At 68.2% G+C, this 25,336-nt stretch carries 29 protein-coding genes; 20 read left to right on the plus strand and 9 right to left on the minus strand.

Annotated features, from left to right (window positions below; translation table 11 throughout):
- The first annotated feature begins 141 nt into the window (after window positions 1-141).
- Together AB4Z27_RS11135 and AB4Z27_RS11140 are read left to right on the plus strand one after the other, a co-directional pair.
- Window positions 142-603, plus strand: a complete 462-nt coding sequence (locus AB4Z27_RS11135; protein WP_092295696.1) for a MarR family winged helix-turn-helix transcriptional regulator — start codon at window positions 142-144, stop codon at window positions 601-603.
- A gap of 90 nt (window positions 604-693) precedes the next feature.
- Window positions 694-1,281 carry a PAS domain S-box protein gene (locus tag AB4Z27_RS11140; protein WP_177219940.1) on the plus strand — a complete coding sequence of 196 codons (588 nt, stop codon included), beginning with the start codon at window positions 694-696 and terminating at the stop codon, window positions 1,279-1,281.
- A 20-nt stretch (window positions 1,282-1,301) separates the two neighbouring features.
- Here the strand turns inward: AB4Z27_RS11140 and AB4Z27_RS11145 are convergent, their stop codons facing one another.
- A complete protein-coding gene (locus AB4Z27_RS11145; RefSeq protein ID WP_092295693.1) occupies window positions 1,302-2,126 on the minus strand; it encodes an IclR family transcriptional regulator in 825 nt (274 codons plus the stop codon).
- A gap of 178 nt (window positions 2,127-2,304) precedes the next feature.
- On the opposite strand from AB4Z27_RS11145, the gene AB4Z27_RS11150 reads away from it, so the two are divergent.
- The 9 genes from AB4Z27_RS11150 to AB4Z27_RS11190 all read left to right on the plus strand — a co-directional run bounded on the left by AB4Z27_RS11150 (window position 2,305) and on the right by AB4Z27_RS11190 (window position 11,321).
- Window positions 2,305-3,312, plus strand: coding sequence for a TRAP transporter substrate-binding protein (locus tag AB4Z27_RS11150; RefSeq protein ID WP_092295690.1), 1,008 nt, complete (start codon window positions 2,305-2,307; stop codon window positions 3,310-3,312).
- A gap of 38 nt (window positions 3,313-3,350) precedes the next feature.
- On the plus strand, window positions 3,351-3,794 hold the full coding sequence (locus tag AB4Z27_RS11155) for a type II 3-dehydroquinate dehydratase (protein WP_092295687.1): 444 nt from the start codon (window positions 3,351-3,353) through the stop codon (window positions 3,792-3,794).
- Between the two features lie 15 nt (window positions 3,795-3,809).
- Window positions 3,810-4,394: a TRAP transporter small permease gene (locus tag AB4Z27_RS11160; RefSeq protein WP_441644474.1), complete on the plus strand. Its 585-nt coding sequence runs from the start codon at window positions 3,810-3,812 to the stop codon at window positions 4,392-4,394.
- The gene (locus tag AB4Z27_RS11165) at window positions 4,391-5,671 is read left to right on the plus strand and encodes a TRAP transporter large permease subunit (protein WP_092295681.1); all 1,281 of its coding nucleotides are present in this window, start codon (window positions 4,391-4,393) and stop codon (window positions 5,669-5,671) included. The genes AB4Z27_RS11160 and AB4Z27_RS11165 overlap by 4 nt, the downstream gene beginning before the upstream one ends.
- Window positions 5,672-5,757: 86 nt before the next feature.
- Window positions 5,758-6,627: an IclR family transcriptional regulator gene (locus AB4Z27_RS11170; RefSeq protein ID WP_092295678.1), complete on the plus strand. Its 870-nt coding sequence runs from the start codon at window positions 5,758-5,760 to the stop codon at window positions 6,625-6,627.
- A gap of 252 nt (window positions 6,628-6,879) precedes the next feature.
- Window positions 6,880-7,659 (plus strand): enoyl-CoA hydratase/isomerase family protein, encoded by a 780-nt coding sequence (locus tag AB4Z27_RS11175; protein ID WP_441644475.1) that lies wholly within the window; start codon window positions 6,880-6,882, stop codon window positions 7,657-7,659.
- A gap of 51 nt (window positions 7,660-7,710) precedes the next feature.
- Entirely contained in the window at window positions 7,711-9,300 is a 1,590-nt protein-coding gene (locus AB4Z27_RS11180) for an AMP-binding protein (protein ID WP_441644476.1), read from the plus strand.
- Between the two features lie 94 nt (window positions 9,301-9,394).
- Complete coding sequence (locus AB4Z27_RS11185; RefSeq protein WP_441644477.1) at window positions 9,395-10,420, plus strand: Bug family tripartite tricarboxylate transporter substrate binding protein; 1,026 nt, start codon at window positions 9,395-9,397, stop codon at window positions 10,418-10,420.
- A gap of 91 nt (window positions 10,421-10,511) precedes the next feature.
- The gene (locus tag AB4Z27_RS11190; RefSeq protein WP_255370849.1) at window positions 10,512-11,321 is read left to right on the plus strand and encodes an enoyl-CoA hydratase/isomerase family protein; all 810 of its coding nucleotides are present in this window, start codon (window positions 10,512-10,514) and stop codon (window positions 11,319-11,321) included.
- A 14-nt stretch (window positions 11,322-11,335) separates the two neighbouring features.
- Here AB4Z27_RS11190 and AB4Z27_RS11195 read toward each other — a convergent pair whose 3' ends face one another.
- Window positions 11,336-12,082, minus strand: coding sequence for a transporter substrate-binding domain-containing protein (locus AB4Z27_RS11195; RefSeq protein WP_092295663.1), 747 nt, complete (start codon window positions 12,080-12,082; stop codon window positions 11,336-11,338).
- Window positions 12,083-12,277: 195 nt separating this feature from the next.
- Here AB4Z27_RS11195 and AB4Z27_RS11200 point away from each other — a divergent pair, with 195 nt between their 5' ends.
- The gene (locus tag AB4Z27_RS11200; protein ID WP_441592609.1) at window positions 12,278-12,688 is read left to right on the plus strand and encodes a cupin domain-containing protein; all 411 of its coding nucleotides are present in this window, start codon (window positions 12,278-12,280) and stop codon (window positions 12,686-12,688) included.
- Between the two features lie 27 nt (window positions 12,689-12,715).
- On the opposite strand, the gene AB4Z27_RS11205 is transcribed toward AB4Z27_RS11200, so the two are convergent.
- From AB4Z27_RS11205 to AB4Z27_RS11220, 4 genes are all read right to left on the minus strand, one after another.
- A complete protein-coding gene (locus AB4Z27_RS11205; RefSeq protein WP_092295658.1) occupies window positions 12,716-13,195 on the minus strand; it encodes an MEKHLA domain-containing protein in 480 nt (159 codons plus the stop codon).
- Window positions 13,196-13,253: 58 nt separating this feature from the next.
- Window positions 13,254-13,634 (minus strand): VOC family protein, encoded by a 381-nt coding sequence (locus tag AB4Z27_RS11210; RefSeq protein ID WP_092295655.1) that lies wholly within the window; start codon window positions 13,632-13,634, stop codon window positions 13,254-13,256.
- Between the two features lie 56 nt (window positions 13,635-13,690).
- The gene (locus tag AB4Z27_RS11215; protein WP_092295652.1) at window positions 13,691-14,767 is read right to left on the minus strand and encodes a porin; all 1,077 of its coding nucleotides are present in this window, start codon (window positions 14,765-14,767) and stop codon (window positions 13,691-13,693) included.
- 368 nt (window positions 14,768-15,135) lie between these two features.
- The gene (locus AB4Z27_RS11220) at window positions 15,136-16,950 is read right to left on the minus strand and encodes a cytochrome c biogenesis protein DipZ (RefSeq protein WP_441644478.1); all 1,815 of its coding nucleotides are present in this window, start codon (window positions 16,948-16,950) and stop codon (window positions 15,136-15,138) included.
- Between the two features lie 460 nt (window positions 16,951-17,410).
- On the opposite strand from AB4Z27_RS11220, the gene AB4Z27_RS11225 reads away from it, so the two are divergent.
- The 4 genes from AB4Z27_RS11225 (at window position 17,411) to AB4Z27_RS11240 (ending at window position 19,648) form a co-directional block, all read left to right on the plus strand.
- Window positions 17,411-17,752, plus strand: coding sequence for a hydroxyquinol 1,2-dioxygenase (locus tag AB4Z27_RS11225; protein ID WP_092296206.1), 342 nt, complete (start codon window positions 17,411-17,413; stop codon window positions 17,750-17,752).
- Between the two features lie 84 nt (window positions 17,753-17,836).
- Window positions 17,837-18,256: an organic hydroperoxide resistance protein gene (locus tag AB4Z27_RS11230; protein ID WP_092295645.1), complete on the plus strand. Its 420-nt coding sequence runs from the start codon at window positions 17,837-17,839 to the stop codon at window positions 18,254-18,256.
- A 211-nt stretch (window positions 18,257-18,467) separates the two neighbouring features.
- The gene (gene ycaC, locus AB4Z27_RS11235) at window positions 18,468-19,094 is read left to right on the plus strand and encodes an isochorismate family cysteine hydrolase YcaC (protein WP_092295642.1); all 627 of its coding nucleotides are present in this window, start codon (window positions 18,468-18,470) and stop codon (window positions 19,092-19,094) included.
- Window positions 19,095-19,156: 62 nt separating this feature from the next.
- Window positions 19,157-19,648, plus strand: a complete 492-nt coding sequence (locus AB4Z27_RS11240; RefSeq protein WP_092295639.1) for a flavodoxin family protein — start codon at window positions 19,157-19,159, stop codon at window positions 19,646-19,648.
- An 18-nt stretch (window positions 19,649-19,666) separates the two neighbouring features.
- Here AB4Z27_RS11240 and AB4Z27_RS11245 read toward each other — a convergent pair whose 3' ends face one another.
- Complete coding sequence (locus AB4Z27_RS11245; protein ID WP_441644479.1) at window positions 19,667-19,888, minus strand: hypothetical protein; 222 nt, start codon at window positions 19,886-19,888, stop codon at window positions 19,667-19,669.
- Window positions 19,885-20,811: a LysR family transcriptional regulator gene (locus AB4Z27_RS11250; RefSeq protein WP_441644480.1), complete on the minus strand. Its 927-nt coding sequence runs from the start codon at window positions 20,809-20,811 to the stop codon at window positions 19,885-19,887. Before AB4Z27_RS11250 ends, AB4Z27_RS11245 begins: the two co-directional genes overlap by 4 nt.
- A 114-nt stretch (window positions 20,812-20,925) precedes the next feature.
- Here AB4Z27_RS11250 and AB4Z27_RS11255 point away from each other — a divergent pair, with 114 nt between their 5' ends.
- Window positions 20,926-21,915: a zinc-dependent alcohol dehydrogenase family protein gene (locus AB4Z27_RS11255; protein WP_441644481.1), complete on the plus strand. Its 990-nt coding sequence runs from the start codon at window positions 20,926-20,928 to the stop codon at window positions 21,913-21,915.
- On the opposite strand, the gene AB4Z27_RS11260 is transcribed toward AB4Z27_RS11255, so the two are convergent.
- On the minus strand, window positions 21,912-22,805 hold the full coding sequence (locus tag AB4Z27_RS11260; RefSeq protein WP_092295630.1) for a LysR family transcriptional regulator: 894 nt from the start codon (window positions 22,803-22,805) through the stop codon (window positions 21,912-21,914). The two genes, AB4Z27_RS11255 and AB4Z27_RS11260, sit on opposite strands and share 4 nt — an antisense overlap.
- A 106-nt stretch (window positions 22,806-22,911) precedes the next feature.
- Here AB4Z27_RS11260 and AB4Z27_RS11265 point away from each other — a divergent pair, with 106 nt between their 5' ends.
- The 3 genes from AB4Z27_RS11265 (at window position 22,912) to AB4Z27_RS11275 (ending at window position 25,333) form a co-directional block, all read left to right on the plus strand.
- Window positions 22,912-23,592 (plus strand): RraA family protein, encoded by a 681-nt coding sequence (locus tag AB4Z27_RS11265; RefSeq protein WP_441592606.1) that lies wholly within the window; start codon window positions 22,912-22,914, stop codon window positions 23,590-23,592.
- A gap of 61 nt (window positions 23,593-23,653) precedes the next feature.
- The gene (locus AB4Z27_RS11270; RefSeq protein WP_441592605.1) at window positions 23,654-24,667 is read left to right on the plus strand and encodes a Bug family tripartite tricarboxylate transporter substrate binding protein; all 1,014 of its coding nucleotides are present in this window, start codon (window positions 23,654-23,656) and stop codon (window positions 24,665-24,667) included.
- Window positions 24,668-24,685: 18 nt separating this feature from the next.
- On the plus strand, window positions 24,686-25,333 hold the full coding sequence (locus AB4Z27_RS11275) for a 4-carboxy-4-hydroxy-2-oxoadipate aldolase/oxaloacetate decarboxylase (RefSeq protein ID WP_441644482.1): 648 nt from the start codon (window positions 24,686-24,688) through the stop codon (window positions 25,331-25,333).
- Window positions 25,334-25,336: the final 3 nt, after the last annotated feature.

Raw genomic sequence — 25,336 nt, forward strand, 5'->3', positions numbered from 1 at the left:
GGCAAGTCAAGGCGTTTGTACGGCGCGCGTGAAGAAACCCGSCGGGCGGCGYGGCGGTGGGCCGGGGAAGGCGCTCAGCGCTTACGATTGCGTCGCATACGATGTATTCTTTGCCATCGGCCCATCACGACGAGRAARCAGATGAAACCCATTGATGAGACAAGCGCCGCGGATACCCCGCTGTCGGACTTCCTGTGCTTCGCGGTCTACTCGACGAACCTTGCCTTCGGCAAGCTYTACCGGCCCGTGCTGGACAAGCTCGGGCTCACCTACACCCAGTACGTCACCCTGGTGGCGCTGTCGGAGGCGGACGGCCAGACCGTCAGCGGCCTCGGCGAAAAGCTTTTCCTGGAGTCGAACACGCTGACACCCATCCTCAAGAAGCTGGAAGCGATGGGCCACGTCGAACGCAAGCGCGACCCGGAGAACGAGCGGCAGGTGCGCGTGAGCCTGACGAAGAGCGGTCGACGCGTGCGGGAGAAGGCGGCCAGCACCGACTTGATGTCGGCATGCGGGCTGACGCCGCCGGCCTTCGCCAAGCTGCAGAAGGAGGTCATCGCGCTGCGCGACAACATCGTGCACGCGGTGAAGGACGAGACGTAGGGCCAGTGCCGCTGGAGTGAACGCCGATCCTCTGGCATGATCGGCCACATTGTCGCGATGGCTTTGTCGCGGCCCCGGGGATCGGTACACATGATTGAACGCTTGGCGGAAGACGCGATCCTGACGCTGGCGGACAGCTTGCCAGACACGGTGTTCCTGGTCGACAAGGCTGGGAAGATCCGCTACGCCAACGCCCGGTGCGCGGATAGCCTGGGCCTGTCCCAGGCCGCCATCATCGGCCAGACCATGATCGAACTGGTAGCGCCGCATGACCGCGACCGGACGCTCCGGGAAGCGGGCACGGTGATGGCCGGGAATCGGCGCACCGGATTCGAGAACCGCTACCAGCACCGCGACGGTAGTGACGTTCACTTCTCATGGTCCGCCCGCTGGCTGGAGACGCATCAACTGCGCTTCGGCGTGGCGCACGACGTCACCGCCTTGCGGCAGCCCACCTGCGACCACCTGATTCCCGCCGCCTTGCTGAATGTATTGGAGCCCTGCGAGCAGCAGGTGCTGATGTTGCTGCTGACGGCAGCCTCCGAGAACCAGATCGCCGGACGGCTCGGCTTGACGGCATCCACCACGCAGGCGCATGTCGCCCGGGTCTTCACCAAGCTTGGCGTGCGCGGGCGCATGGGGCTGATGAGCCTGTGCCTGCGCGGCATGGAGGCTTGAAGGAACGGCGCCCCTGAAGGTCAGGCGGCGGCCGAGTTGTCCTCGTTGTTGCGGCCCTGTAGCGGAAAGCGTGTGCGRAACATCGGCGAGGCCAGGCTGGCCAGCGCGAGTTCGTCGGCGGCGGCCAGCAGGTCGGGGCCCAGCGCGGTCATGCGCGCCTCGGTCAGCCGCACGGCCGGTCCGGCGATGCTCAGCACGCCAATCGGATCGCGCTCCTTGCGCTTGACCGGCGCGGCCATCGCCGTCATGCCGGGCGCGAACACCTCGTTGATCATCGCAAAGCCGCGCGCGCGGTTCTCGTGCAGCATCGTCAGCAGCGCGCCGATGGTGGTCGGCGCGTTCGGACCATATTCCTCAGGCGAGCCGAAGCCCTGCCGCGTGACCAGCTCGATGGCGCGCTCGTCGCTCATCGTCAGCATCCAGGCGTGGCCGGACGCGCTGCAAGACAGCCGGGCGTCCATGCCCATGTCCGGGTCGTAGCGCAAACCATGCCGGGCGCCCTGCGCCTTGGCCACCCACGTCAGGTGCTCGCCATCCACGATGGCCAGCCGCACCAGTTCCCCCGAAATCTGCGCCAGCCGGTCCACCAGCGGCTGGGCGATGTCGACGATACCCGTGGCACTCAGGTAGCTCAGGCCGATGGACGCCACGCGGGCGGTCAGCGCGTAGTCGCCATGGTCGCGGAGCTGGCGCACATAGCCGCAGCGCACCAGTTCGTTCAGCAGGCGATGCGCCGCGCTCTGCGGGATCTCCAGTTCCTGCGCGATGGATGCCAGCGGCACGCCTTCCGGCTGCGTGGCGAGGTGTTCCATCACGGCAAGTGCGCGTTCGAGTACTCCGGCCATATCGATAGAGGTGGTGTTAGGGCGATGAGGGTGGGCTAGATACTAACCCCAAGTGGAAACTGATTCCATGTGGAATAGTATTCCACTCACTGCGGGGGAGCCATCGGGATCGGCCCCAATATTGGTACCGATACTTGGCCACCACCCGCCCAGAAAAAAGACATCGAGGAGACAAGGCATGAGGAAAACCATTCTTCGGCTGGCGCTGGCCGCCGCGCTGGGCACCATCGCCGCCACGGCCATGGCGCAGGACATCCAGGAGCGCACCATCCGCTTCGGCCATCTGAACAATCCCGACCATCCGGTCAGCTTCGGCGTGAAGAAGTTCGGGGAGCTGCTGGCCGCCAAGAGCGGCGGCAAGCTGAAGGTGAAGGAATTCCCGGCCTCGCAGCTCGGCAACGAGATGCAGCAGCAATCGGCCCTGCAGGGCGGGGTGCAGGAGATGTCGGCCCCGGCGTCCACCTCGCTGGCGGGCATCGTCAAGGAGTTCGGCCTGATCGACCTGCCGTTCTCGGTGGGCAGCTTCGAGCAGGCGGACGCGCTGCTGGACGGCCCGCTCGGCAAGGCGCTGATCGCCCGGCTGCCCGAGAAAGGGCTGGTGGCGCTGGGCTTCTGGGATCTGGGCTTCCGCAACGTCACCAATTCCAAGCGACCGATTGCCCGGCCGGAGGACTTCGAGGGCCTGAAGATCCGCGTGATCCCGAACCCGGTGTTTCTCGACACCTTCAAGGCGTTCAAGGCCAACCCGGTGCCGATGCCGTTCGCCGAGCTGTATGGCGCGCTGGAATCCAAGGCGGTGGATGGCCAGGAGAACCCCTTCGCGGTGATTCTTTCGAACAAGTTCTATGAAGTGCAGAAGTACGTGAGCGCCACCAACCACGTGTACGCCGCCAACATCGTGCTCGTCAGCAAGAAGTTCTGGGACAAGCTCTCGCCGGCCGAGCAGAAGATCATGAACGAGGCCGCGGACGAAGCGCGCGTCTACCAGCGCCAGGTGAGCCGCGCCGCCGCGCAGAAGGCCGTGGGCGAGCTGCGCGCCAAGGGCATCCAGTACAACGATGTGACGCCGGCGGAACGTGCGCGCATGCAGCAGGTGGTCAAGCCGGTCACCGACCATTTCATGGCCAGCTACGACCCGGCCACCGTGAAGCTCTACAACGACGAGATCCGGCGCCTGCGCAAGTAAGCCCGCCGCCCCGCCACCTCCGACGCCCCCAATACATCATGAAAATCCTCGTTCTGCACGGCCCGAACCTGAACCTGTTCGGCCGCCGGGAGCCGCATATCTACGGCACCACCACGCTCGATCAGATCAACGAACGCCTGGCGGCGCTGGCCGCCGAACTGGGCGTGGAACTGGCCACGATCCAGTCCAACCATGAAGGTGCGCTGATCGATTTCCTGCACGCGCACATCGACGCCGCCCAGGGCGCCCTCATCAACCCCGCCGGCCTGACCCAGCACGGCGTGCCGCTGCACGATGCGATCAAGGCCATGCCGTTTCCCTCGCTGGAAATCCACATGTCGAACATCGCGGCCCGGGAAACCTGGCGCGCGCACTCCATCATCTCGCCGGCAGTGAAGGGCACCATCCAGGGCCTGGGCGTGCATTCCTACCTGGCGGGGCTGCGCGCGCTGGTCGGGCTGGTCTCCGACGCCAAGTCCTAGGCGGCGCGGATCATCATGGGTCGCTTGATCGATGGAATCTGCCGCGTGCTGGAGGCCGGCATCGCGCTGCTGCTCGCGGTGATGGTGGTGCTGGTGTTCGGCAACGTGGTGCTGCGCTACGGCTTCAACTCGGGCATTACGGTGTCGGAGGAGGTGTCGCGCTGGATGTTCATCTGGCTCACCTTCCTGGGGGCGGTCATCGCGCTCAAGGAACGGGGGCACCTGGGGGTGGACATGCTGGTCGGCAAGCTGCCCGCCTGGGGCAAGAAGGTGTGCCTGGTGGTCAGCCAGGTGCTGATGCTCTACATCGTGGTGCTGCTGTGCAAGGGTAGCTGGGACCAGGCAGTCATCAATCTCGACGTGACGGCCCCGGTGACCGGCGCCCCGATGGCGATTGTCTACGCGGCCGGCATCGTGTTTTCGGTGCTCGCGGCCGTCATCATCGCGCTCGATCTCTGGCGCCTGCTGWCCGGCAGGCTCACCGAGGACGAGCTGGTCATGGTGCAGGAATCCGAGGAAGCGGTGCAGATGAAGCAGATTCTCGACCAGGCGGACGCGGCGGACGCCGCGGACCTCGGCAGCACCGGGAGGCGCGCATGACCATCACCGTCTTTATCGGCTCGCTGCTGGGCGCCATGCTGATCGGCATGCCGATTGCCTTCGCCCTGCTGGCCAGCGGCGTGGCCCTGATGTGGCATCTGGACATGTTCGACGCCCAGATCCTGGCGCAGAACGTGATCGGCGGCGCCGACAGCTTCCCGCTGCTGGCGGTGCCGTTCTTCATGCTGGCCGGCGAGATCATGAACGTGGGCGGGCTGTCGCGCCGGATTGTCGATCTGGCGCTGGCGCTGGTCGGCCATATCAAGGGCGGGCTGGGCTACGTCACGATCATGGCCGGCTGCCTGCTCTCGGCACTCTCCGGCTCGGCCGTGGCGGACGCCGCCGCGCTGACCGCGCTGCTGCTGCCGATGATGGTCAGCGCCGGCCACAAGAAGGAAACGGCGGGCGGGCTGATTGCCGCCACGGGCGTCATCGGCCCGGTCATTCCGCCGAGCATCGGGCTGGTGATCTTCGGCGTGGCCGCCAATGTGTCGATCTCGAAGCTGTTCCTCGCCGCCATCGTGCCGGGTTTGCTGATCGGCGTGGCGCTCTGGCTCACCTGGGCCTGGCTGGCACGGCGCGAGCACCTGGAGCCGCCGCCGCGCAAGTCGCGCGCGGAGATCCTGGCGGCGTTCCGCCATGCGCTGTGGGCGCTGATGCTGCCGGTCATCATCCTGGTCGGGCTGCGCATGGGCGTGTTCACGCCCACGGAAGCCGCCGTGGTGGCGGCGGCGTATGCGCTGTTCGTGTCGATGGTGGTCTACCGCGAGCTGAGCTTCGCCCAGTTGCGCCAGATCTTCGTCACGGCGGCCAAGACCAGCGCCGTGGTCATGTTCCTGATCGCGGCGGCCATGGTCAGCGCCTGGCTGATCACCGTGGCGGACCTGCCGTCCAAGGTGGTGGACCTGCTCCAGCCCTTCATGGGCAACAAGATCCTGCTGATGGCGGCGATCATGGTGCTGGTGATGATCGTCGGCACGGCCATGGACATGACGCCGACCATCCTGATCCTGACCCCGGTGCTGATGCCCGTGATCAAGGCGGCCGGCATCGACCCGGTCTACTTCGGCGTGATGTTCATCATCAACAACTCGATCGGACTGGTCACCCCGCCCGTCGGCACGGTGCTGAACGTGGTGGCCGGCGTGGGGCGCATGAAGATGGACGAGGTCACCCGGGGCGTGGTGCCGTTCATGATCGCCGAGTTCGCCATCATGTTTTTGATGGTGGTGTTCCCGGCCCTGGTGACGGTGCCCGCGAAGCTGTTCGGGGGGTGAGGCGGCGGGTGGGCGGGTGGGCGGGTGGGATCGTTACCGGACAATGCAATAATGATGTATTGCAATCCGCTAACGATTATCCTCGAATGCCAACGAACGAGCCCACCACCAAGCGAACCCGGACGAAGCGCAGCGCGGAAGCCACGCCCAGCGCGCCCGCCGCTGCCGAAGGGGCCAAGAAGGGAGACAGCGCGGGCGACGAGTCGTCGCTCTTCGTCAATTCCGTGGAGAAGGCCCTGCGCGTGCTGAGCGTGTTCGATGCACGCCGGCGCGAACTGTCGCTGACCCAGATCGCGGCGCTGGCCGAGCTGGACATGAGCGCGGCGCAGCGCTTCACCCATACGCTGACCCACCTCAACCTGCTGCGGCGCGACGCGGCGGCGAAAACCTATTCGCTGTCGCCGCGCATGCTCGACTTCGGCTACCAGTTCATCGCCGCCAACGAGCTGGTCGGGCTGGCCACGCCGTTCCTCCAGCACCTGTCGCTGGAAACCGAGGAGACGGTCAACCTGACGCTGCTCGACGGCACGGAAATCGTGTTCGTGCAGCGTTTTGTCAGCCGCCACGTGCTGACGCCCGATGTCATCGTCGGCACGCGGCTGCCAGCCTATTGCACCTCGTCCGGCCTCGCCATCCTCAGCGCGCTGCCCGATGACGAAGTGCGGGAGATCCTGGCCAAGTCCGATCTCGTGCCGTACACGCAGCACACCATCTTCGCGCCGGACGCCATCCTGAAGCGGCTGGAAACCATCCGGCGCAACGGCTACGCCCATACCGAAGACGAGATGTATATCGGCGATATTGCCACCGCCGTSGTSATCGTCGGGTCCGATGGCCGGCCGCGCGGCGCGATCAATGTCGCGGTGTCGCGGGCCCGCTGGAAGGGCGCGGAAGACGAGCAGCGCGTCGCGTCGCTGCTGATTGCCGCCGGCCGCGCCATCTCCAGCCGCGCCTGAGTTCTCCCGCCTCCTCGCCCGCCTTACCCCTTCCCCTGTCATACCCCCACGCAGTCACCGACCCCGGTGACTGCGCGCCAGCTTCGCCCCCGACGTGGTCTCCCTTTTGCATGCCGTAGCGACGCGGCACGCCCACTTTCACCCGTTTGCGCCAAATAGACGCGGGTAAACCCTTAGTCGAAAACCGGTTGCACCGCCGCCGTGATGTCTTTATATTTCGATTCACTAACTTACTATTTCTATGCGATAACTATGTACCGAGACATCAAGGCAGAACGCATCGGCGCCATCGGCGTGATCACCCTCAATCGCCCGGAGCGCCTCAACGCCTGGCACACCGCCATGCGTGGCGAGATCCTGGCGGCGCTGGGCGCCTTCGCCAAGGACCCCGCTGTGGGCGCCATCGTCATGACCGGTGCTGGCGAGCGGGCTTTCTCCGCCGGCCAGGATCTCGAAGAGGCGCATGACTTCGACGCCGACCGCGCCGAAGTCTGGCTGCGTGAATGGGAAACCTTCTACGACACGCTGCGCAGCCTGCCCAAGCCGCTGGTGATGGCCCTGAACGGCACCGCCGCCGGCTCGGCGTTCCAGGTGGCGTTGCTGGGCGACATCCGCGTCGGCCACCCGGARGTGCAGATGGGCCAGCCCGAGATCAACGCCGGCATCGCCAGCGTCACGGGACCGTGGATCATGCGCGAGATGCTCGGCCTGTCGCGCACCATCGAGCTGACGCTGACCGGCCGGATGATGGACGCGACGGAGTGCCACGCCATCGGCCTGATCCACTATCTGGTGCCGCGCGAGGCGGTGCACGCCCGCGCCATGGAGATCGCCGAGTCGCTGGCCGGCAAGCCGCCGGTGGCCATGAAGCTCGACAAGGCCCGCCTGCAGGAAATGACCGAAGCCGGCTTCCGCGATGCCATCGAGGCCGGTATCCGCATCCACCGCGAATCCTATGCCTCGGGCGAACCGGCGCGCATGATGGAAGCGTTCTTCGCCGAGCGCGAACGCCGCCGCGCCACCGCCGCCTGAGCCGCCCGAGTCCTTCCTGTCGATCAGATCAACGCTGTCCTGCCATCTCCCATGTCTTCGGAAACTCACATCGATATTCCCCCGGTCGCCTCGGAAACCATTTCCGCGCTGCTTGCCCGCCGCGCGCGGGAAACGCCTGACGACATCTACTGCCGCTTCCACGACGAGGTGCTGACGATTGCCGCCCTCGACCGGCGCGTGAACCAGGTGGCCAACGGCCTCGCCGCAGCCGGCCTCCAGCCGGGGGACCGCGTGGCGCTGATGCTGCCGAGCCACCCGGACCATATCGTCGCCATYCTGGCGCTGGCGCGGCTGGGGCTGGTGCGGGTCTCGGTGAACGTGCATCTGCACGGCGCCGCCCTGTCGCACCTGTTCGAGCAGTTCGAGCCGGCCGCGGTGCTGGCCGACGCGGACTATGCCGAGGCGCTCTCGCCCATCCGGCAGGACCGGCCGTCGATGTCGGTGCTGTGGCGCGGGGCAGGGCAGGGCCGGGACGACTTCGCCACCTTCGCGGCGTGCCCGGAAACGCCGCCGGCCCACGTCACCCAGCCGGACGACATCCTGGCGCTGACCCCCAGCTCCGGCACCACCGGCGCCCCGAAGGGCGTGCTGAAGTCCGACCGCACGCTGCGCGCGGGCCCGATGGGCATCCTGCGGCTGACCGGCGCGCAGGCCGGCGACGTCTTCCTGCTGTGGGAGTCGCTGCACCACGGCGCCGGGGTGGCTGTGCTGATCTCCGCGCTGATCGAGCGCACCACGCTGGCCATGGTCGATCGATTCAGCGCCTCGCAGTTCTGGGATCAGGTGCGGCGCCATGGCGTGACCCACATCCACTATCTCGGCAGCGTGGTGCCGATGCTGCTCAAGCAGCCGCCGCGYGAYAACGACCGGGAGCACAAGGTGYGCGTGGCGTGGGGCGGYGGGTGCCCGCCGGAGCTGTGGAAGGCGTTCTCCGAGCGCTTTGGCGTGGAGATGCGCGAGGGCTACGGCCTGAGCGAGATGATCACCTTCGTTACGGTCAATCCGGCGGGCCCGGCGGGCTCCATCGGCAAGCCGCTCGGCTACTTCGACGTGGACCTGACCGACGATGACGGGCGTACYGTGCCRGTGGGCGAGCCSGGCGARATCGTCGTRCGCGCCAACGCGCCGGGGCTGGCCTTCCTGGGCTACTTCCGCAACCCCGAGGCCGAGGCCTCGGCCATGCGTGGCGAGTGGTTCTGCACGGGCGATCTGGCGCGGCGCGATGCGGACGGCTTCCTGACCTTCGCCGGCCGCAAGAAGGACACCGTSCGGCGGCGGGGCATCAATATTTCCGCGTGGGAGGTGGAGCGGGTGATCGCCGAGCACCCGCTGGTGGAGGAGTGCGCGCTGGTCGGCGTGCCGAGCGACCTGGGCGAGGACGAACTCAAGATCTTCATCCGCGTGCGGCAGGAGGGCGGCGGGACGCTCGACCCGCTCGCGCTGATCCAGTGGTCCGAGTCGCGCATGCCGTACTTCCAGGTGCCGCGCTACGTGGCCTTTATCGACGAATTCCCGAAAACGCCCACGCAGCGCATCCAGAAGAAGCTGCTGTCCCGCGATGTGGCGGGCGTCTGGGACCTCGAACAGAGCGGCTATCGCGTCGGCAAGGCCCGCGGCTGATGTCCTGATGCCCTGATGCCCCCTTGGGCATGCCCCCCCCGGTCGGGCGAGGTTTCCCGGCCGGTGCGTCCTTTCGTCTCAGTGGAGTCTTTCCATGCTGTCAAAGTCTGGTCGCAGTACCCCGGCACGCGTCGCCACGCTGGCCACGAACATCCTCCTGGCCTGTGCGTCGGCCTGTGCTGTGGCCTTCATGGCCGCGCCGGCCATCGCGCAGGAGAAGTACCCCGAAAAACCGGTCAACCTGGTCGTTCCCTATCCCGCCGGCGGTGCCGTCGACGTGGTGGGGCGCCTGTTGGGCCAGAAGCTTGCCGAGAGCCTGGGCCGTCCCGTGGTGGTGGACAACAAGCCCGGGTTCTCCGGCAACATTGGCGCGCAGTTCGTCGCCCGGTCCGCGCCGGACGGCTACACGGTGCTGATGGCCGCGCTGACCTCCTATTCGATCAACGCCGCCCTGCTGCAGAAGGCCAACGGCTACAACCTCACCGGCGACTTCACGCCGGTGGCGATTGTCGGCAACCTGCCGATCGTGCTGCTGGTGAGCCATGACCTCCCGGCCAACAGCGTGCAGGACCTGATCCGGCTGGCCCAGGCCAAGCCCAACACGCTGGCCTTCGGGTCGTCCGGCAATGGCTCGATCGAGCACGTGGCCGGCGAGATGTTCCGCCGCCAGGCCGGCCTGGAATTGCTGCACGTGCCGTACAAGGGTGCCGCGCCGGCCGTGGCGGACCTGCTGGGCGGCCAGATCCAGATCATGTTCGCCACCGGGCCCACGGCGCTGTCCGCCATCAAGAGCGGCAAGGTGCGGGCGCTGGCGGTGGCCACGCCGCAGCGCATCGGCGCGCTGCCGGACGTGCCGACGGTGGCCGAGGCGGGGCTCAAGGACTTCGTGGTGCCGTCCACCTACGGCGTGCTGGTCCGTCAGGGCACGCCCAAGCCCATCGTCACGCGGCTCAACGCCGAGTTGCAGAAGATCCTGCAGATGCCCGACGTCAAGGCGCGCTTCGCCGCCCAGGGCATCGACGTGGTGCTGGGCAGCGCCGATGATGCCGATCACCGGCTCAAGGGCGAAGTCGCCAAATGGGCGCGCGTGATCCAGGAAACCCGCATCGCCGCACAATAGGAATAGGAATAGGAATAGGAATAGGAATAGGAATAGGAATAGGAACGGGGCGCCCCCGGGGGGGCCCGCCACTTTGGACATGAATTCCGCCATGAACGCATCGAACACCCAACCCTCGGAGATCGTGACCGAGTTCCGCGACGACGGCCGCGTGGCCATCGTGACGATCAACCGCCCCCATCGGCGCAACGCCTGTGACCTCGCCGCCTGGACCGACCTGCGCGACCGCTTCCGCGCGTTCGCCGCCGAGCGGGGCGCGCTGCAACTGGTGGTGCTGACCGGGGCCGGCGGCCACTTCTGCGCCGGGGACGACATCCTCGCGTTCCGCAGCGTGCTGTCCGATCCGGTGGCCGCGGACGCCTACCGCGCGGTGATCCAGCAGGCGTACGCCGCCGTGCAGGACTGCCCGGTCCCCGTCATCGCCGCCGTGCAAGGCGCGTGCGTGGGCGGCGGCCTGAGCCTGGCCATGTGCTGCGACTTCCGCGTAGGGGATGGCAGCGTGCGGGCCGGCGTGCCGGTCGCCAAGCTGGGGTTGATGTATCCGACGATCCAGCTGGTGCGGCTGACGCACCTGATCGGGTTGAGCGCCGCCCGCCGTTGGCTATTCTCCGGCGACCTCGTCCAGGCGGAGGAGGCCTATCAGGCCGGATTCCTGGACGCGCTATCTGCCGACGACGACCCGGTCGCCGCCGCCATGGCCTTCGGCCGTCCGATGATGGACAACGCGCCGCTCTCCATCGCCGGCATCAAGCTCCAGCTCAACGCCATCGCCGCCGGCCAGCTCGATGCCGCGCGCGACGCCATTGCGGAGGCCACGCGCCGCAGCGACCAGAGCGAGGACTATCGGAACGCGGCGACGGCCTTCGCGGAGAAGCGCAAGCCGACCTTCGTCGGCCGCTGAGGCTCGTCGATGGGTTAGCCCGCCGCCAACGGCGCCACGGTCGCGCCCTGGATGCGGTGCTTCTGCAGCGCCGCCGCCACCGCGCCGGACGCCTTGCGCTCCTCGACGAACGCCGCCAGGAAGGCCGCCGCCGCGTCGCCGCGAGACTTCGGCACGCCCATCGCCTGACGGATCACCATAAAGCGCTCGTCCAGCAGGCGCAGGTTGGGCAGGCCCCGGATATCCGCCTCCAGTTGCTGGCGCACCCCGGCGGCCACGTCGAGATCCTGTTCGAGGAAGGTRCGGACCACCTCCTGCGACGACGGCGCGTGCACGATCTCCGCATGCTGGAGTTCGCGGGACAGGAACAGATCGTAGGCGCTGCCCTTGCCGACCACCACCCGGGTGCCGGCGTGATCGACATCGGCGTTGGTGCGCACCGGCGAGTCGTTGTGCACGAGGTAGTAGCCCTCGATCAGCACGTAGGGCTCCGTGAAGGCGATGCTGGCGCCGCGCTTGGGATCGATGGCGAAGAAGCCGATATCGGCCTGCTCGTTCGCCACCAGATCGACCGACTTGCCGGCGGTCTCCACCACCACCAGTTCGAGCTTCACGCCCAGCCGCTCGGCCAGCGCGCCGGCCAGGTCCACGGACACGCCACCCGCGCCACCCGCGCCACCAGCGTCCGCGCGGTGCGCAAGAATCGGATTGCCCAGGTTGATCGAGGCACGCAGCACGCCGGTCGGGGCGAAGGCGTCAAGAAGTGGCTTGTCTACGGTCATGGGGTAGCAGTCGGAAACCTACGTTGGGGGAGGGCGCCGGCCCGCAGCGGTGCGGGCGTGGCGGACATTGTATCGCCGCATGTCGGCGCCGGGCGTTCGTACATCGGCATACAGAACCGTCCCCGGCCCGATACATCCGCCACACACCAGCGCGATGCAATGGCGACTCTTTCCACTGCAACGCAAAGGCTTCCCATGACTTCGACCCGTACCTCCAGCCGCATCCTCGCCGCTACTGTCCTGCTGATCGGCGCCGGCCTGTTCCAGGCCGCGCACGCCCAGAACGTCGGCCTCCACCGCACGGACCTGGTGCAGAGCGACCTGAGCACGCCGGGGCGCGAAGCCGTGCAGGTGCGGGTGGACTTCGAYCCGGGCGCGGTCTCGATCAAGCATGCCCATCCGGGCGAGGAAATCGCCTACGTGCTGGCGGGCGAACTCGAATACCAGCTGGAGGGCCGCGCGCCGGTGACGCTGAAGGCGGGCGAGGCGCTGTTCATCCCGGACGGCACCGCGCACGTGGCCAAGAACGTGGGGCACGGCAAGGCCTCGGAACTGGCGACGTACGTCGTCCGGAAGGGCGTGCCGCTGGTGGCCCCGGTCAAGTAACGCTCAAGTCACGGCGGGGGCGCCTGCCTACAGGTCGCGCGTCCGGGGAATGATCACCGCCTGCCCGTGCAGCACGCCATCGGCGTCGATCAGTTGCCACAGCGTGGCTTCCTCGATCATGAAGCGCTTGCCGGTGCGCGTGATGCGCACGCCGGTGTAGCCGGTCTCGTAGCCCACGCGCTGGACGCGCGCCAGGAAGGCCTGCCGCTCMGCCTGGTTGGGCGGCTCGGCGGAGAGCCGGGACGGCAGCCGCGTGATGCCCGCCCAGTCGTACTCGAAACGCTGCTGGGCGGCCAGGTTGCCGTAGACGAAGACCGGATCGGGCGCGGTGTTGTGGGCGAGCACCGCGAACGGCGCCTCCTCGTAGAGCCAGCGGGCCGCCTTGCGGGCCGGCATCGGCTCGGGCACCAGCGTGCGGCCGAGCAGCCGCTGGTAGCTATCGGCCAACAGCTGGTAGAAGGCGGTGTCGCCGGGCTCACGGGGGGAAAGAATCGAATCGGAAGACATAAGCGTGAAGCGGAAGGAAGGGAGCCAGGACAGCCATCAGGCAGCCATCAGGCAGCCATCAGGCCGGCTGGTCGATGGACTGGCCGATCCGCCACAGCACCCCGGACGGATCGTCGATCGTGAAGTCGCGCATGCCCCAGGGCCGGTCCTCGGGCGGGTTCACGCGCACGCCGTAGCGCGCGCCCAGGTCCTGGGCCACCACGTGCTGCCACCAGGCCTCCACATCCACCACCAGCAGCGACATCATCAGGTTCTCGGCGAACGGCTTCTCGTAGAAGCGCGTCAGCAGGAAGCTCGAGCGCCCCGCGTGCAGGTAGGCCATCTCGTCGCTGCCCCACGCCTCCGTAAAGCCGAGGTCGAGGTAGAAACGCTTCGACAGGTCGAAATCCTGCGCCGGCAGAAACGCCTTGATCTCGATGGTGTCCATGTTCGCGGTCATCGCGGCTCCCGGGTTTAACAGATGTAACGGACTGAGCGGGCGATGATAGCGCGGCTTCAGAAATGGTGTCGCATGCCCACCATCACGCCGATGCGGGTGGAATCGTCCACGTCCGTGGCCGGCGTACCGGCCCAGTACTCGGTCTCCCGCCCCACCGCGCCGCCGCGCGCATGCACGATATCCGCCTCCACGTAGACGCTGGTGCGCTTGGAGAGCGCGTAGTCGCCCACCAGCGCGATGCTGTCCGCGTTGCCGCCGCCCAGCCGCACCGGGGTGTCCTGGAACTGCGTGGTCACGTCGCCGGACTGCTGGTAGCGGTAGTAGGCGCCCGAGACGTGGAACGCCGGCGTCAGCTGGTAGCCCAGCCCGACGAAGGAGATGGCGAAGCGCGCATCCCCAGCGGACTCGCGCCGGCCCATATGGCCGAGGTAGGCCGTGGCCTTGCCGAACGCGTAGGAACCCCCCACCGAGTAGTTGCGCAGCGTGTTGGCGCCATCGTCGCTGCGGCGCTGGTCGTACGCCACGCCGAGCACCACCGGCCCCTGCTGGTACTTCACCCCGCCGCCGAGCGTGGTGCCACGCCCCATGCTGCCGGCCTGCTCGCCGGCACCGTAGTCCAGTTGGACCGAGAACGGCCCCACGGTGCGCTGGTAGACCACGCTGTTGTCGATGCGGTAGTCCTGGAAGAAGATGTCCCCGCCGATGTAGAGCGGATCGGACCAGAAATTGCCCCAGCCCTGGTCGAGCGGATCGAACGCCCAGCCGATGTTGTTGAGCGCGTTGTACTGGCGGCCGAAGGTCAGGCTGCCCCAGTCGCCGCTCAGGCCCACCCAGGCTTGCCGGCCGAACAGCGCGTTGTAGGACGCGCGGCCGTCGTCGCTGGCGAAGCCGCTTTCCACCTGGAAGATCGCGTGCTGGCCGCCGCCCAGGTCTTCATCGCCCTTCAGGCCCCAGCGGCTGCCGACCATGCCGCCCGAGACCAGCGCGGCCTGGTCGTTGTGATGACCGTCGATGTTCGACGTATAGCGCACCGCCGAGCTGACGATGCCGTACAGGGTCACGCCCGGTGCGGCGTGGGCGGCGACGGGCAGGAGCCCGGCCGCAAGCAGCCAAAGGCTGGCTGGCTTCTTCATTGCGTTGTCCTCCGGAAAACGGATCCGCCCGCGGCACACGCGCGCGTGCCCCGGGAGGGAGGGTCAGACAAACTGCCTGAGGGATTCAGTCCTGCGCGCGGTCCACGATGGGTCCCGGATGGGTTCCGAATCGGTCCCGGATCGGTCCCGGATCGGTCCCGGATGGGGGGGGCGCAGGTCAATGACCGGGCTGCGCGCGATGGGCGGCGCAGTCCCCGGAGCGAAGGTGAAGCAGAGGGGTGTTTGCCGGGCAAATGATGCTGGGTGGGGCTGGATGCAGCGACGCCCCGGCCGGCAGAACGGGGCGTAGTTTACCGCAATCGGGAGGAAGCCCCGAAAAAGTGACGATTAACTCACGTATTCAGACATCAGCCGAAGGTGAACGCGTAAGCCTGCACGCCCGGATCGAGAAAGCGGATCTCGAACGTGTGGTCGCCGACTTCGCCCGCCTGCCGCACCAGCTGGTAGAGCCGGGTTTGCGTGACCGCGCCATTGCCGTTCTCATCGGTGTCCGCACCATGGCTGGCGCCGGGCGGCTTGCCGTCGATGGTCACCTGGAAGCGCACCGCCTGCCCATTGGCCGCCGGGCCGAGCACGAGGTGCAGGTCGCGGGCATGGAAGCGGTAGGCGATGGTGCCGTTGGCGCGGTCAAGTGTCCCTTGCTCCGCTTCCACGGTCCAGCGGCCAGACAGCCCCCAGCTATTCAGGTCCAGCTTGCCGACCGTGTAGTCGCGCGYCGCATCGGGCCGCAGGCCGCCGGGGGAGGCAAAGTTGGTGGCCTGCTGGTAGCCGACATAGGTCTCGCCCGAGCGCACGTTGTTCAGGTCAGGCATGGCCTGCGCACCGCGCGCCTCCGGCGCAACCAGTCCCGTGGCCACCGACTTGTCGCCGGCCTCCGCAAGCAACGCTTGAATCACACGTTCCGAGGTCGCATAGCCACCTTCGCCGAACTGRTGATGGCGGATATTGCCKCGACCATCCACGAAATACGCCGCCGGCCAGTAGCTGTTGTCGAAGGCGCGCCAGATCTTGTAGTTGCTGTCGATGGCCACCGGGAAGCCGATGCGGAAGTCCGCCACCGCGCGGCGCACGTTCTCGGGCTGCTTCTCGAACGCGAACTCGGGCGTATGCACGCCGATCACGGTCAGGCCCTGGTCCTTGTACTTGTCAGCCCAGGCGCGCAGGTAGGGCAGGGAGCGGATGCAGTTGATGCAGGAATAGGTCCAGAAGTAGACCAGCGTGACCTTGCCCTGCAACTGCTCGCGCGTGATCGGGGCCGAGTTGAGCCATTGCACCGCGCCGTCCAGYGCGGGCAGGCGGCCTTCGACCGGCAGCGGGGGCAAGGCGCCCGACACACCGCCCGGGAAGCCTACGCGGGCGTCGTTGGCGGCCAGCAGCATGCCGTTGTTGGCGTCATTGGCGTCATTGGCGACGTTGGCGACGTTGGCGGACTGCGGCGGCATGTCGCGCGCCTTCTCCACCGCATTGAGCAGCGCCTGTTCGATGCCRGTGGTGCTGCCGGCGGACAGCCGCGCCAGCAGGCCGGTGTCCGTGCCGGTGCCGATGATCGCCACRCCAGCCAGCACCCCCACGCCCAGGCCGCGCCGCAGCCACTCGCCGGCGCCCATCGACCGCTTCATCGCCGCAAAGACCCGGCCGCCGATGCCCAGCGCCACGGCCAGCGAGCTGGCRGCGCCCGCCGCGTAGGCGGCCAGCAGCAGCGAGGTYTGCACACTGGCGCCGTTGAGCGCCGCGCCGGTCAGCACCAGCCCAAGGATCGGGCCGGCGCAGGGCGCCCAGAGCATGCCGGTCGCCACGCCGAGTAGCAGCGAGCGCCACACCGTGGAGGTGTCGCCATCGCCGGCCAGCCGGTTGCCGAGCGCCACCACGGGGCGGGCCAGCCGGTCCGCCAGCGCGGGCAGCAGCAGGCTCGCGCCGAAGACGGTCAGCAGGACCAGCGCGGCGTAGCGTCCCACCTGATTGGCCTGCACGACCCAGGCGCCGCCCACCGACGCCAGCGTGGCCACGGCGGCGAAGGTCAGCGCCATGCCGGCCAGCATCGGCAGCGTGCTGCGCACAAAGGGCTGGCCGGCGCGKGCGAACACGAACGGCAGCACCGGCAGGATGCACGGGCTCAGGATGGTGAGAGCGCCACCTATATAGGCAAGTATCAGCAGGGTCATGATTGGCATCCGGTAGGAAGATTGGCTTGCCTCGATCAGACCCGCTGCGCATATCGCCGATGTGTCGCCAGCGCGGCTGGGCGTATGCCACTGTGGCGAGGCCGTCGCCAGATACAGAGTGATACATGGCGGTGGCCGGCGGGCTCGCCGATCGGCCCGGTTGCGTCCGATTTGCCCGGTCTGGGTCCGATTCGAACCGATTCCGCCCCATCCGTCACCCGAATCCCGCCGATCGCGATCTGCCTCCCCCCTCCGCCCCGCCCCTTTTTGTACGTCTTTGTATCTGGCTCCCGCACCGATACGTGCCCTGACAGTAAGGCCCTCAAATCGCTACGGGCGCGATACGTCCGTCGTCTTAAATGCATTCCGTGGCAGCGCGGCAAGCGAAACAAACCAGACGCACCGTAACCCGCCTCGCAATCCTTAATTGATTACCGAACCCAAACTTCAAGGAAATACGATCATGACCTCCATCGCCAAGCGCCTCGTTCTCGCCGTCGCCCTCGTTGCCGCCGCTGCCGGCGCCCAAGCCGCCGTCACCGGCTCCCGTGATGTCTACACCGACGGCGCCCGCTCGGTGCAAGAACCCCGCAACCCGTACAGCGACGGTGCCCGCTCGGTGCAGGACGCCCGCAGCCCGTACAGCGACGGCGCCCGCAACGTCGACCCGTTCACCGATGGCGCCCGCAATGTCGATCCGTACACGGACGGCGCCCGCATCGTGGCCGGCATGGACCGCACCGGCGTCTCGGCCGACCCGGCACGCACGGTCGATCCGTACCTCGACGGCGCCTACGCCTGAGTCACCTGCGTCACCTGCGTCACCTGATTTGCCCGATTGGATCCACGCTCTTCAACCTGCAACCTCGAAACACTGGAAATCGACATGACCCGTATCGAAAACGTGCTGTACACCGGCAAAGTCCACATCACCTCCGGCGGCCGTGACGGCTCGGCACGCAGCGACGACGGCCGGCTGGACATCAAGCTGTCCTCGCCGGGCACCAGCGGCATCGGCACCAACCCGGAGCAGCTGCTGGCTGCGGGCTGGTCCGCGTGCTTCATCGGCGCCATGGGCATCGCGGCCAAGGCCCGCAAGGTGCAACTGCCGGGCGATACCGCCGTGGACGCCGAAGTGGACCTCGGCAAGGGCGGCGATGGCTACCTGCTGCAGGCACGCCTGAACGTGAGCCTGCCGGGCGTGCCGCGCGATGTGGCGCAGGCGCTGGTGGAGACCGCGCACCAGACCTGCCCGTACTCGAAGGCCCTCACCGGCAACATCCATATCGAGATCAATCTCGTCTGACCGGGTCGGATCTGGTCCGATTTTTCCGATGGCAGTCCCGCGCAGCGCGCCTTCACCGGCCCGCTGCGCGTTGCATTCACGACTGCCGCGCTGCCGATGGATCGCCTACAGTGGACTTCACTCCGCCGTTCGCAGCGGAGTCTGGCCCGCAGGGCCACCCCCGCCGGGCGGATGCCCGTCCGCTCGCCCAAGGCTTCCTTTGGAGCGCATGATGACCCAAAAGTACAACCGCCTAGACAAGTCCCAAGCCGCCGTGCTGCTGGTGGACCATCAGGCCGGCCTGATGTCGCTGGTGCGTGATATCGAACCCGACAAGTTCAAGAACAACGTGCTGGCGCTGGCCGATTGCGCCAAATATTTCGGCCTGCCCACCGTGCTGACCACGAGCTTCGAGGATGGCCCGAACGGCCCGCTCGCCCCGGAACTGAAGACGATGTTCCCCGAGGCGCCGTTCATTCCGCGCCCCGGCCAGATCAACGCCTGGGACAACGCCGACTTCGTCGCCGCCGTGAAAGCCACCGGCAAGAAACAGCTGCTGATTGCCGGCGTGGTCACCGAGGTCTGCGTCGCCTTCCCGGCGCTGTCGGCCATCGAGGAGGGCTATGACGTCTTCGTCGTGACCGATGCCTCCGGCACCTTCAACCCGATCACGCGGGACGCGGCCTGGAACCGCATGGCCCAGGCCGGCGCGCAGATGATGAGCTGGTTCGGCGTGGCGTGCGAGCTGCACCGCGACTGGCGCAACGACATCGAGGGGCTCGGCACGCTGTTCTCGAACCACATTCCCGACTACCGCAACCTGATCACGAGYTACACCACGGTCAAGGGCAGCAAGTAGGCCGATTCGGTACCCCCGGGTGCGCCGGTGCCGCCCGTGCCACATGGTAGAGTCGGCGCACCATGAAGACCTTACTGATCGTCTATCACACGATGACCGGCGGCACCGCGCAGATGGCCGAGGCGGCGGCCACGGCGGCGCGCGGGCAGGAGGGCGTGGATGTCCGCCTGCTGCGCGCCACCGAGGCCGGCGCGGCCGATGTGCTGGCCGCCGACGGCTACCTGTTCGCCACCCCGGAGAACCTGGCCGCGATGTCCGGCCTGATGAAGGACTTCTTCGAYCGCTGCTACTACCCGGTGCTGGACCGCGTGAACGGCCGCCCCTACGCGGCGATGATCTGCGCCGGCAGTGACGGCCAGAACGCGCAGCGGCAGGTCGAGCGCATCGCCACCGGCTGGCGCCTCAACCGCGTGGCGCCGACGCTGATTGTCTGCACGCACGCACAGACGCCCGAAGCCATCCTCGCCACGAAGCAGATCGACCAGGACGACCTGGACCAATGCGCCGAGCTGGGCGCCGGCCTGGCGGCCGGCATCGCGCTCGGCGTGTTCTAGCGCCTGCGCGGCGGTGCGCTACGCGGTCACGGTGGCCACGTAGTCGATGTTGGCGGCGAGCACGGCGGCGTTGCGGATCGTGCCGTCGGTGCCGTCGGTGGCGTCGCCGGGCACGCCGGTCCGGTCCGAGGCCACCACGGCCGGGAAGCTGCCGCTGGCCGGTGCGGTGGTGCCGGCATCGACGATCAGCGAGCGGGGCTGCCATAGGTCGAGGAAGCCACCCAGCACTCGTGGTTTCACGCCATCATGCGCGGCAGTTCGGCCGCCAGCGCCTCCACGGCGACGCGCACCTTGCGTGGCAGGTGGGGCGTGTGGGGCGTGTGCGGCCACAGTGCGTAGGCATCGTAGGGAAAACCGGGCCGCTCGGGCAGCAGGTGGACCAGCGTGCCCGCCTGAATCCGGTCCCGGACCAGCCAGTACGGCAGCCATGCCAGCCCGAGGCCCATCGCGGCGGCGTCAGCCAGGGCGTCGAGATCGTCCATCCGCACCTGATGGGCGGGCAGGAGCGGCACCGGCGCGCCATCGTCGCCCGGCAACTGCCACGGACGGATGCGCCCCGAGCGCCGGTAGACCACGGCGCGATGCCCCGCCAGGTCATCGATCCCCAGCGGCGTGCCGGCCTCGGCCAGATAGCCGGGCGACGCGCACACGATCATGATCTGCCGCGCCACGCGGCGCGCCACCACACCGGCCTTGTCGTCCGGCTCCCCGGTGCGGATGGCCAGGTCGAAGCCGTCTTCGATCAAGTCCGAGAAACGGTCGCTGAACGACAGGTCGAGTTCGAGCCCGGGATATTGCCGCGTTAGCGCCAGCAGCACCGGCGCCACGCAGCGCCGACCGAAGTGCACCGGCACGGTCACGCGCAGCCGGCCGCGCGGCGGGGCTGATTGCTCGCCTTTGTCGGCATGGTCGGCGGCCAGCGCATCGGCGGCGTCCACCTCGGCCAGCACCACGCGGCAGCRGTCGTAATACTCGCGGCCGAACTCGGTCAGGCTCTGGCGCCGCGTGGTGCGGGTGATCAACGGCATGCCCAGCCGCTCTTCCAGGAACCGGACATGCTTGCCGACCATCGGGCCCGATAGCTCGAGCGCGTCGGCGGCGGCCGAAAACGAGCCGAGATCCACCGCCTTCACAAACACGGCCATGCTAGTCAGCCGGTCCATATTAGAAACTCCTGGTTATCAGTGTTCTGGAAAACCGGCCATTTATCGCGGATGGGCGGCCTGCCATAGTGTATTCGTTCCCAATCAAGACGAATAAGGCGAGTGATGGCACCGATGACACGCGTAATCCGTTTCCACGCACATGGCGGCCCGGAGGTGCTCCGGATCGAAGACGTCGAGGTGCCGCCGCCCGCGCGCGGCGAGGTGCAGATCCGGGTCAAGGCGCTCGGGCTGAACCGGGCCGAGGCGCTGATGCGCGCGGGCATCTATATAGAAACGCCGCCGCTGCCGTCCGGGCTGGGGCTGGAGGCGGCCGGCATTGTCGCGGCGGTGGGGGAGGGGGTGCGCGAGGTGGCCGTCGGTGATGCAGTTAGCGTGATCCCGCCCATCTCGATGGCGCGCTGGCCGACCTACGGGGAGATCATTACGATGCCGGCCGCAGCGGTGGTCCGGCACCCGGCGGCGCTGGACTGGGCGCAGGCCGCCGCCCTGTGGATGCCGACCCTGACCGCCTACGGCGCGTTGATCGATATCGCCGCGCTGGGCCGGGGCGACTTCGTCGTGGTGACGGCCGCGTCGAGCAGCGTCGGCCTGGCCGCCATCCAGATCGCCAACCGGGTCGGCGCCACGCCGATTGCCGTCACGCGCCGCGCCACCAAGGGCGACGCGCTGCGGGCGCAGGGCGYCGCCCACGTCGTGGCATCGGMAGACGAGGATCTGGCCGCGCGCATCGACGCCATCASYGGCGGCCGGGGSGCGCGCGTGGTCTTCGATCCGATCGGCGGCCCGCTGTTCACGCCGCTCACCGCCGCCATGGCGCCGGGCGGCATCCTGATCGAATACGGCGGGCTGGACCCCGCGCCCACGCCGTTCCCGCTGGCCACCGTCCTCGGCAAGCGGCTGACGCTGCGCGGTTACCTCGTCCACGAGGTCATCGGCAACCCGGCGAAGCTGGCGGCGGCCAAGGCGTTCATCCTCGACGGCGTGCGTGATGGCTCGCTGGCGCCGGTCATCGCCCGCCGCTTCGCCTTCGACGACATCGTCGCCGCGCACCGCTACCTGGAGTCCAACGCCCAGTTCGGCAAGATTGTGGTGACGGTCTAGGCGGGGCGGGAGGCGGCGAGGGCGGCCACGAAGGCGTCGATCACCGGGCTCGATGTCCCGGCGCGGGTCACGGCCACCAGCGTGGCGCGCACGCGGAGATCGTCGATCGGCACGAAGGCGACGTCGGTGCGGTTCGGCGCCGCCACCGACGCGCCCACCAGCGTGAAGCCGAGCCCGGCCGCCACCAGTCCCAGCGCGGTATGGATCTCGATGGCCTCATGCCCCGGGGTGGGATGGGCACCGGCGTCGCGCAGCGCCGCCACCATATGGCTGGCGAACACGCTCTGCGGGTCCTTCGGATACTGGATCAGCGGCAGCGCGTCCAGCTCCCGCGCGGCGATGGCGCTGCGCTGTGCCAGCGGGCTCTGCAACGGCACGGCGGCCACGAAGGGGTCTTCGAACAGCGTGGTGTAGTGCAGGTCCGCCGGCCGTTCGAACTCGCCCACATAGCGCGAGATGCCCACGTCGATACGCCCGCGCCGCAGTTGCGCTGGCTGGTGCTCGGACAGCAGTTCGAGTGGATCGAGATGCACATCCGGATACTGCTCCCGAAAGCGCTGCACCGCCGCCGGCAGGATCGAGAAGATAGCCGAACGGGTAAAGCCGATGCCGAGCCAGCCGAGGTTGCCGGCGGCGATGGCGCGCGCCTCCTCGTCCAGCCGGCGCATCTGCGCGAGCAGGTCCTTGGCGCGCGGGTAGAGAAACTGGCCGGTCGCGGTCAGCGTCATCGGGCGGCGGGACCGGTCGAACACGGGCGCGCCGAGCAGCGATTCCAGCTGCCCAAGCTGCATGCTGATGGCCGTGGGCGCCACGAACAGCCGGTTGGCGGCTTCCGCCGCGCTGCCCGCATCGACCACTTCGCAGAAATAGCGTAGCTGCCGCAAGTTCATTTTTATTGAAGTCGAGTCCATTTTTCGATGTTTGATCTCGATGKGACTTTACTTGAAACTGCGTTCATCGGTAGGAAAACAGAAAAGCAGCAGGAGACGCAGCACGATGAGCGACACCCCCAATCCCACCCACACCGGCGACTGGCTGGCCCGCGCCCGCCAACTCTCGACCGCCGAGATCTCGGACGCCCTCGACTATTTCCGCCTGCCCGGCAGCGCGCTGGGCATCCAGCACATCGCCGGCCAGCCGCGGGTGTTCGGCCCGGCCTTCACCGTGGCCTTCGTGCCGGTGGACCTGGCCACGCCGGGCACGGTGGGCGACTTTCTCGATGACATTCCGCAGGGCGCCGTGGCCGTGCTCGACAACGCGGGCCGCATGGACTGCACGGTCTGGGGCGGCATCATGAGCCGGCTGGCCGCGCATCGCGGGGTGGGCGGCACGGTGATCCACGGCGTCTGCCGGGACACCGCCGAGGCCGACGCGGCCGGCTATCCGCTCTATGCGCGCGGCCGGTTCATGCGCACCGGCAAGGACCGCGTGCAGGTGCGGGCGGTGGAGCAGCCGGTGAGCCTGGGCGATGTGCGCGTGGCCAGCGGTGACTTCATCGTGGCGGACCCGGACGGCGTGGTGGTGGTGCCGCAGGCCCGCGCGCAGGAAGTGTTCGAACGCGCGCTGCGCACGCGTGACGTGGAGGACCAGATTCTCGGCGCCGCGCTGGAGGGCATGGCGCTGCGCGACGCCCGTCGCCAGTTCGGCTATCACACGCTGCAACGCGCCGGCCACTGAGCCCGGCGCCGCGAAGGGGCTCCCGGCCCCTCGCACACTATAAATAGAGATGGAGACAGACATGGCATTCCCCTCCCACCCGCGCCGGCGCGCGGCTGCCGGTTTCGTGCTGGCCGCGACCGTTATCGCAATCTTTGCCGGCGTGAATTCCACCGCCCTCGCCGCYGCCGATACCCCCGCTTACCCCTGCGCCACGCTGCGCATCGTCTCGCCCTATCCGCCGGGCGGCACGACGGACATCCTCGCGCGCATCGTCGCGCCGGGCTTGTCGAAGCGGCTGGGCGTGCCAGTCATCGTCGACAACCGGGGCGGCGCCAGCAGCAATATCGGCACCGAGTTCGTGGGCCGCGCCAAGGGCGATGGCTGCACGGCGCTGCTCGGCAACAACACCGGCATCGTCATCAATCGCACCCTGTACAAGCTCAAGCTGGACCCCACCCGCGCGCTGGCCCCGGTGGGCGAGGTGGCGTCCGTGCCGCTGGTGCTTTACGTCAACACGGCGCTGCCGGCCAATAACGTGGGGCAGTTGGTGGATCTGGTCAAGGCGTCGCCGGGCAAGTACAGCTACGCGTCCGGCGGCAGCGGCAGCCCGCAGCATCTGGCTGGCGAACTGCTGAAGCTGGAGCGCCATCTGGACCTGATCCACGTGCCGTATCGCGGACAGGGGCCGGCGCTGAGTGATGTGCTGGCGGGGCAGGTGCCGATTGCCTTCGAGACCACCACGGCGCTGGCGCCGCAGCTCAAGTCGGGCCGCGTCCGGCCGCTGGCCACTACCGGCGCCAAGCGCGCCCGCGCACTGCCTGATCTGCCGACCATGCAGGAGGCCGGCTTCCCGGGCTTCGTGATCGAGAACTGGTACGGCCTGTTCGTGCCGGCGGAGACGCCCGCGCCGCTGGTGCAGCGCCTCAACGACGACCTCAACGCCGTGCTCGGCGAGCCGGACGTCGCCGCCAAGCTGGCCGAGATGGGCTCGGGCGATGTGCGCGGCACGCCGGCCCAGTTCCGCGCCTTTATCGGCAAGGAACTGCCGTATTGGGAATCGCTGGTCAAGCGCTCCGGCGCGACCGTTGACTGATCTTCATCGAACTTCGCCATGACCACTTCGATTACCGCCGCCCAGCGCGACCAGCTCAAGCGCCTGGGCACCGCCACGATTCACGAGGCGCAGGGCCAGCGCGGCGCCGTGGACCCACGCATCGCGCCGCTGGACCCRWCCATGCGGCTGGCCGGCCCGGCGCTGACCGTGGACATCCGTCCCGGCGACAACCTGATGATCCACTACGCGCTGACCAAGGCGCGCCCGGGCGATGTACTCGTGGTGGACGCGAAAGCGTTCGTCGATGCCGGCCCGTGGGGCGATGTGYTGACCTTCGCGGCGCAGCAGATCGGCATTGCCGGACTGGTGATCGACGGCGCGGTGCGCGATGCCTCGCAAATCGTCGAGATGGGCTTTCCGGTGTTCTGCCGGGGGCTCAGCATTCGCGGCACCAACAAGCACCAGCCGGGCAAGCTGAACCTGCCGCTGATCCTGGGCGGGGCGGCGGTGCGGCCCGGCGACATCGTGGTGGGGGACCGCGACGGCCTCGTCATCGTGGCCGCCGACGAGGTGCCCGAAGTCATCGCCGCGAGCGCGGCGCGCGAGCAGAAGGAGGCCCAGATGCGCGAGCGGCTGGCCCAGGGCGCGACCATGGTCGAGCTGCTGGGCCTGCGGGAGACGCTTGACTCGCTTGGGCTGCGATAAAAC

Origin of the sequence: Cupriavidus sp. KB_39, from assembly GCF_052114485.1 — a bacterium.
In the GTDB taxonomy this organism is placed as follows: Bacteria; Pseudomonadota; Gammaproteobacteria; order Burkholderiales; family Burkholderiaceae; genus Cupriavidus.

What these genes read in the sequence shown, in the direction of transcription:
- AB4Z27_RS11140 (WP_177219940.1), top strand. Translation starts at nt 694, where the DNA reads ATGATTGAACGCTTGGCGGAAGACGCGATCCTGACGCTGGCGGACAGC.
- AB4Z27_RS11150 (WP_092295690.1), top strand. Translation starts at nt 2,305, where the DNA reads ATGAGGAAAACCATTCTTCGGCTGGCGCTGGCCGCCGCGCTGGGCACC.
- AB4Z27_RS11155 (WP_092295687.1), top strand. Translation starts at nt 3,351, where the DNA reads ATGAAAATCCTCGTTCTGCACGGCCCGAACCTGAACCTGTTCGGCCGC.
- AB4Z27_RS11165 (WP_092295681.1), top strand. Translation starts at nt 4,391, where the DNA reads ATGACCATCACCGTCTTTATCGGCTCGCTGCTGGGCGCCATGCTGATC.
- AB4Z27_RS11185 (WP_441644477.1), top strand. Translation starts at nt 9,395, where the DNA reads ATGCTGTCAAAGTCTGGTCGCAGTACCCCGGCACGCGTCGCCACGCTG.
- AB4Z27_RS11190 (WP_255370849.1), top strand. Translation starts at nt 10,512, where the DNA reads ATGAACGCATCGAACACCCAACCCTCGGAGATCGTGACCGAGTTCCGC.
- AB4Z27_RS11210 (WP_092295655.1), bottom strand. Translation starts at nt 13,634, where the DNA reads ATGACCGCGAACATGGACACCATCGAGATCAAGGCGTTTCTGCCGGCG.
- AB4Z27_RS11215 (WP_092295652.1), bottom strand. Translation starts at nt 14,767, where the DNA reads ATGAAGAAGCCAGCCAGCCTTTGGCTGCTTGCGGCCGGGCTCCTGCCC.
- AB4Z27_RS11230 (WP_092295645.1), top strand. Translation starts at nt 17,837, where the DNA reads ATGACCCGTATCGAAAACGTGCTGTACACCGGCAAAGTCCACATCACC.
- AB4Z27_RS11260 (WP_092295630.1), bottom strand. Translation starts at nt 22,805, where the DNA reads ATGAACTTGCGGCAGCTACGCTATTTCTGCGAAGTGGTCGATGCGGGC.
- AB4Z27_RS11265 (WP_441592606.1), top strand. Translation starts at nt 22,912, where the DNA reads ATGAGCGACACCCCCAATCCCACCCACACCGGCGACTGGCTGGCCCGC.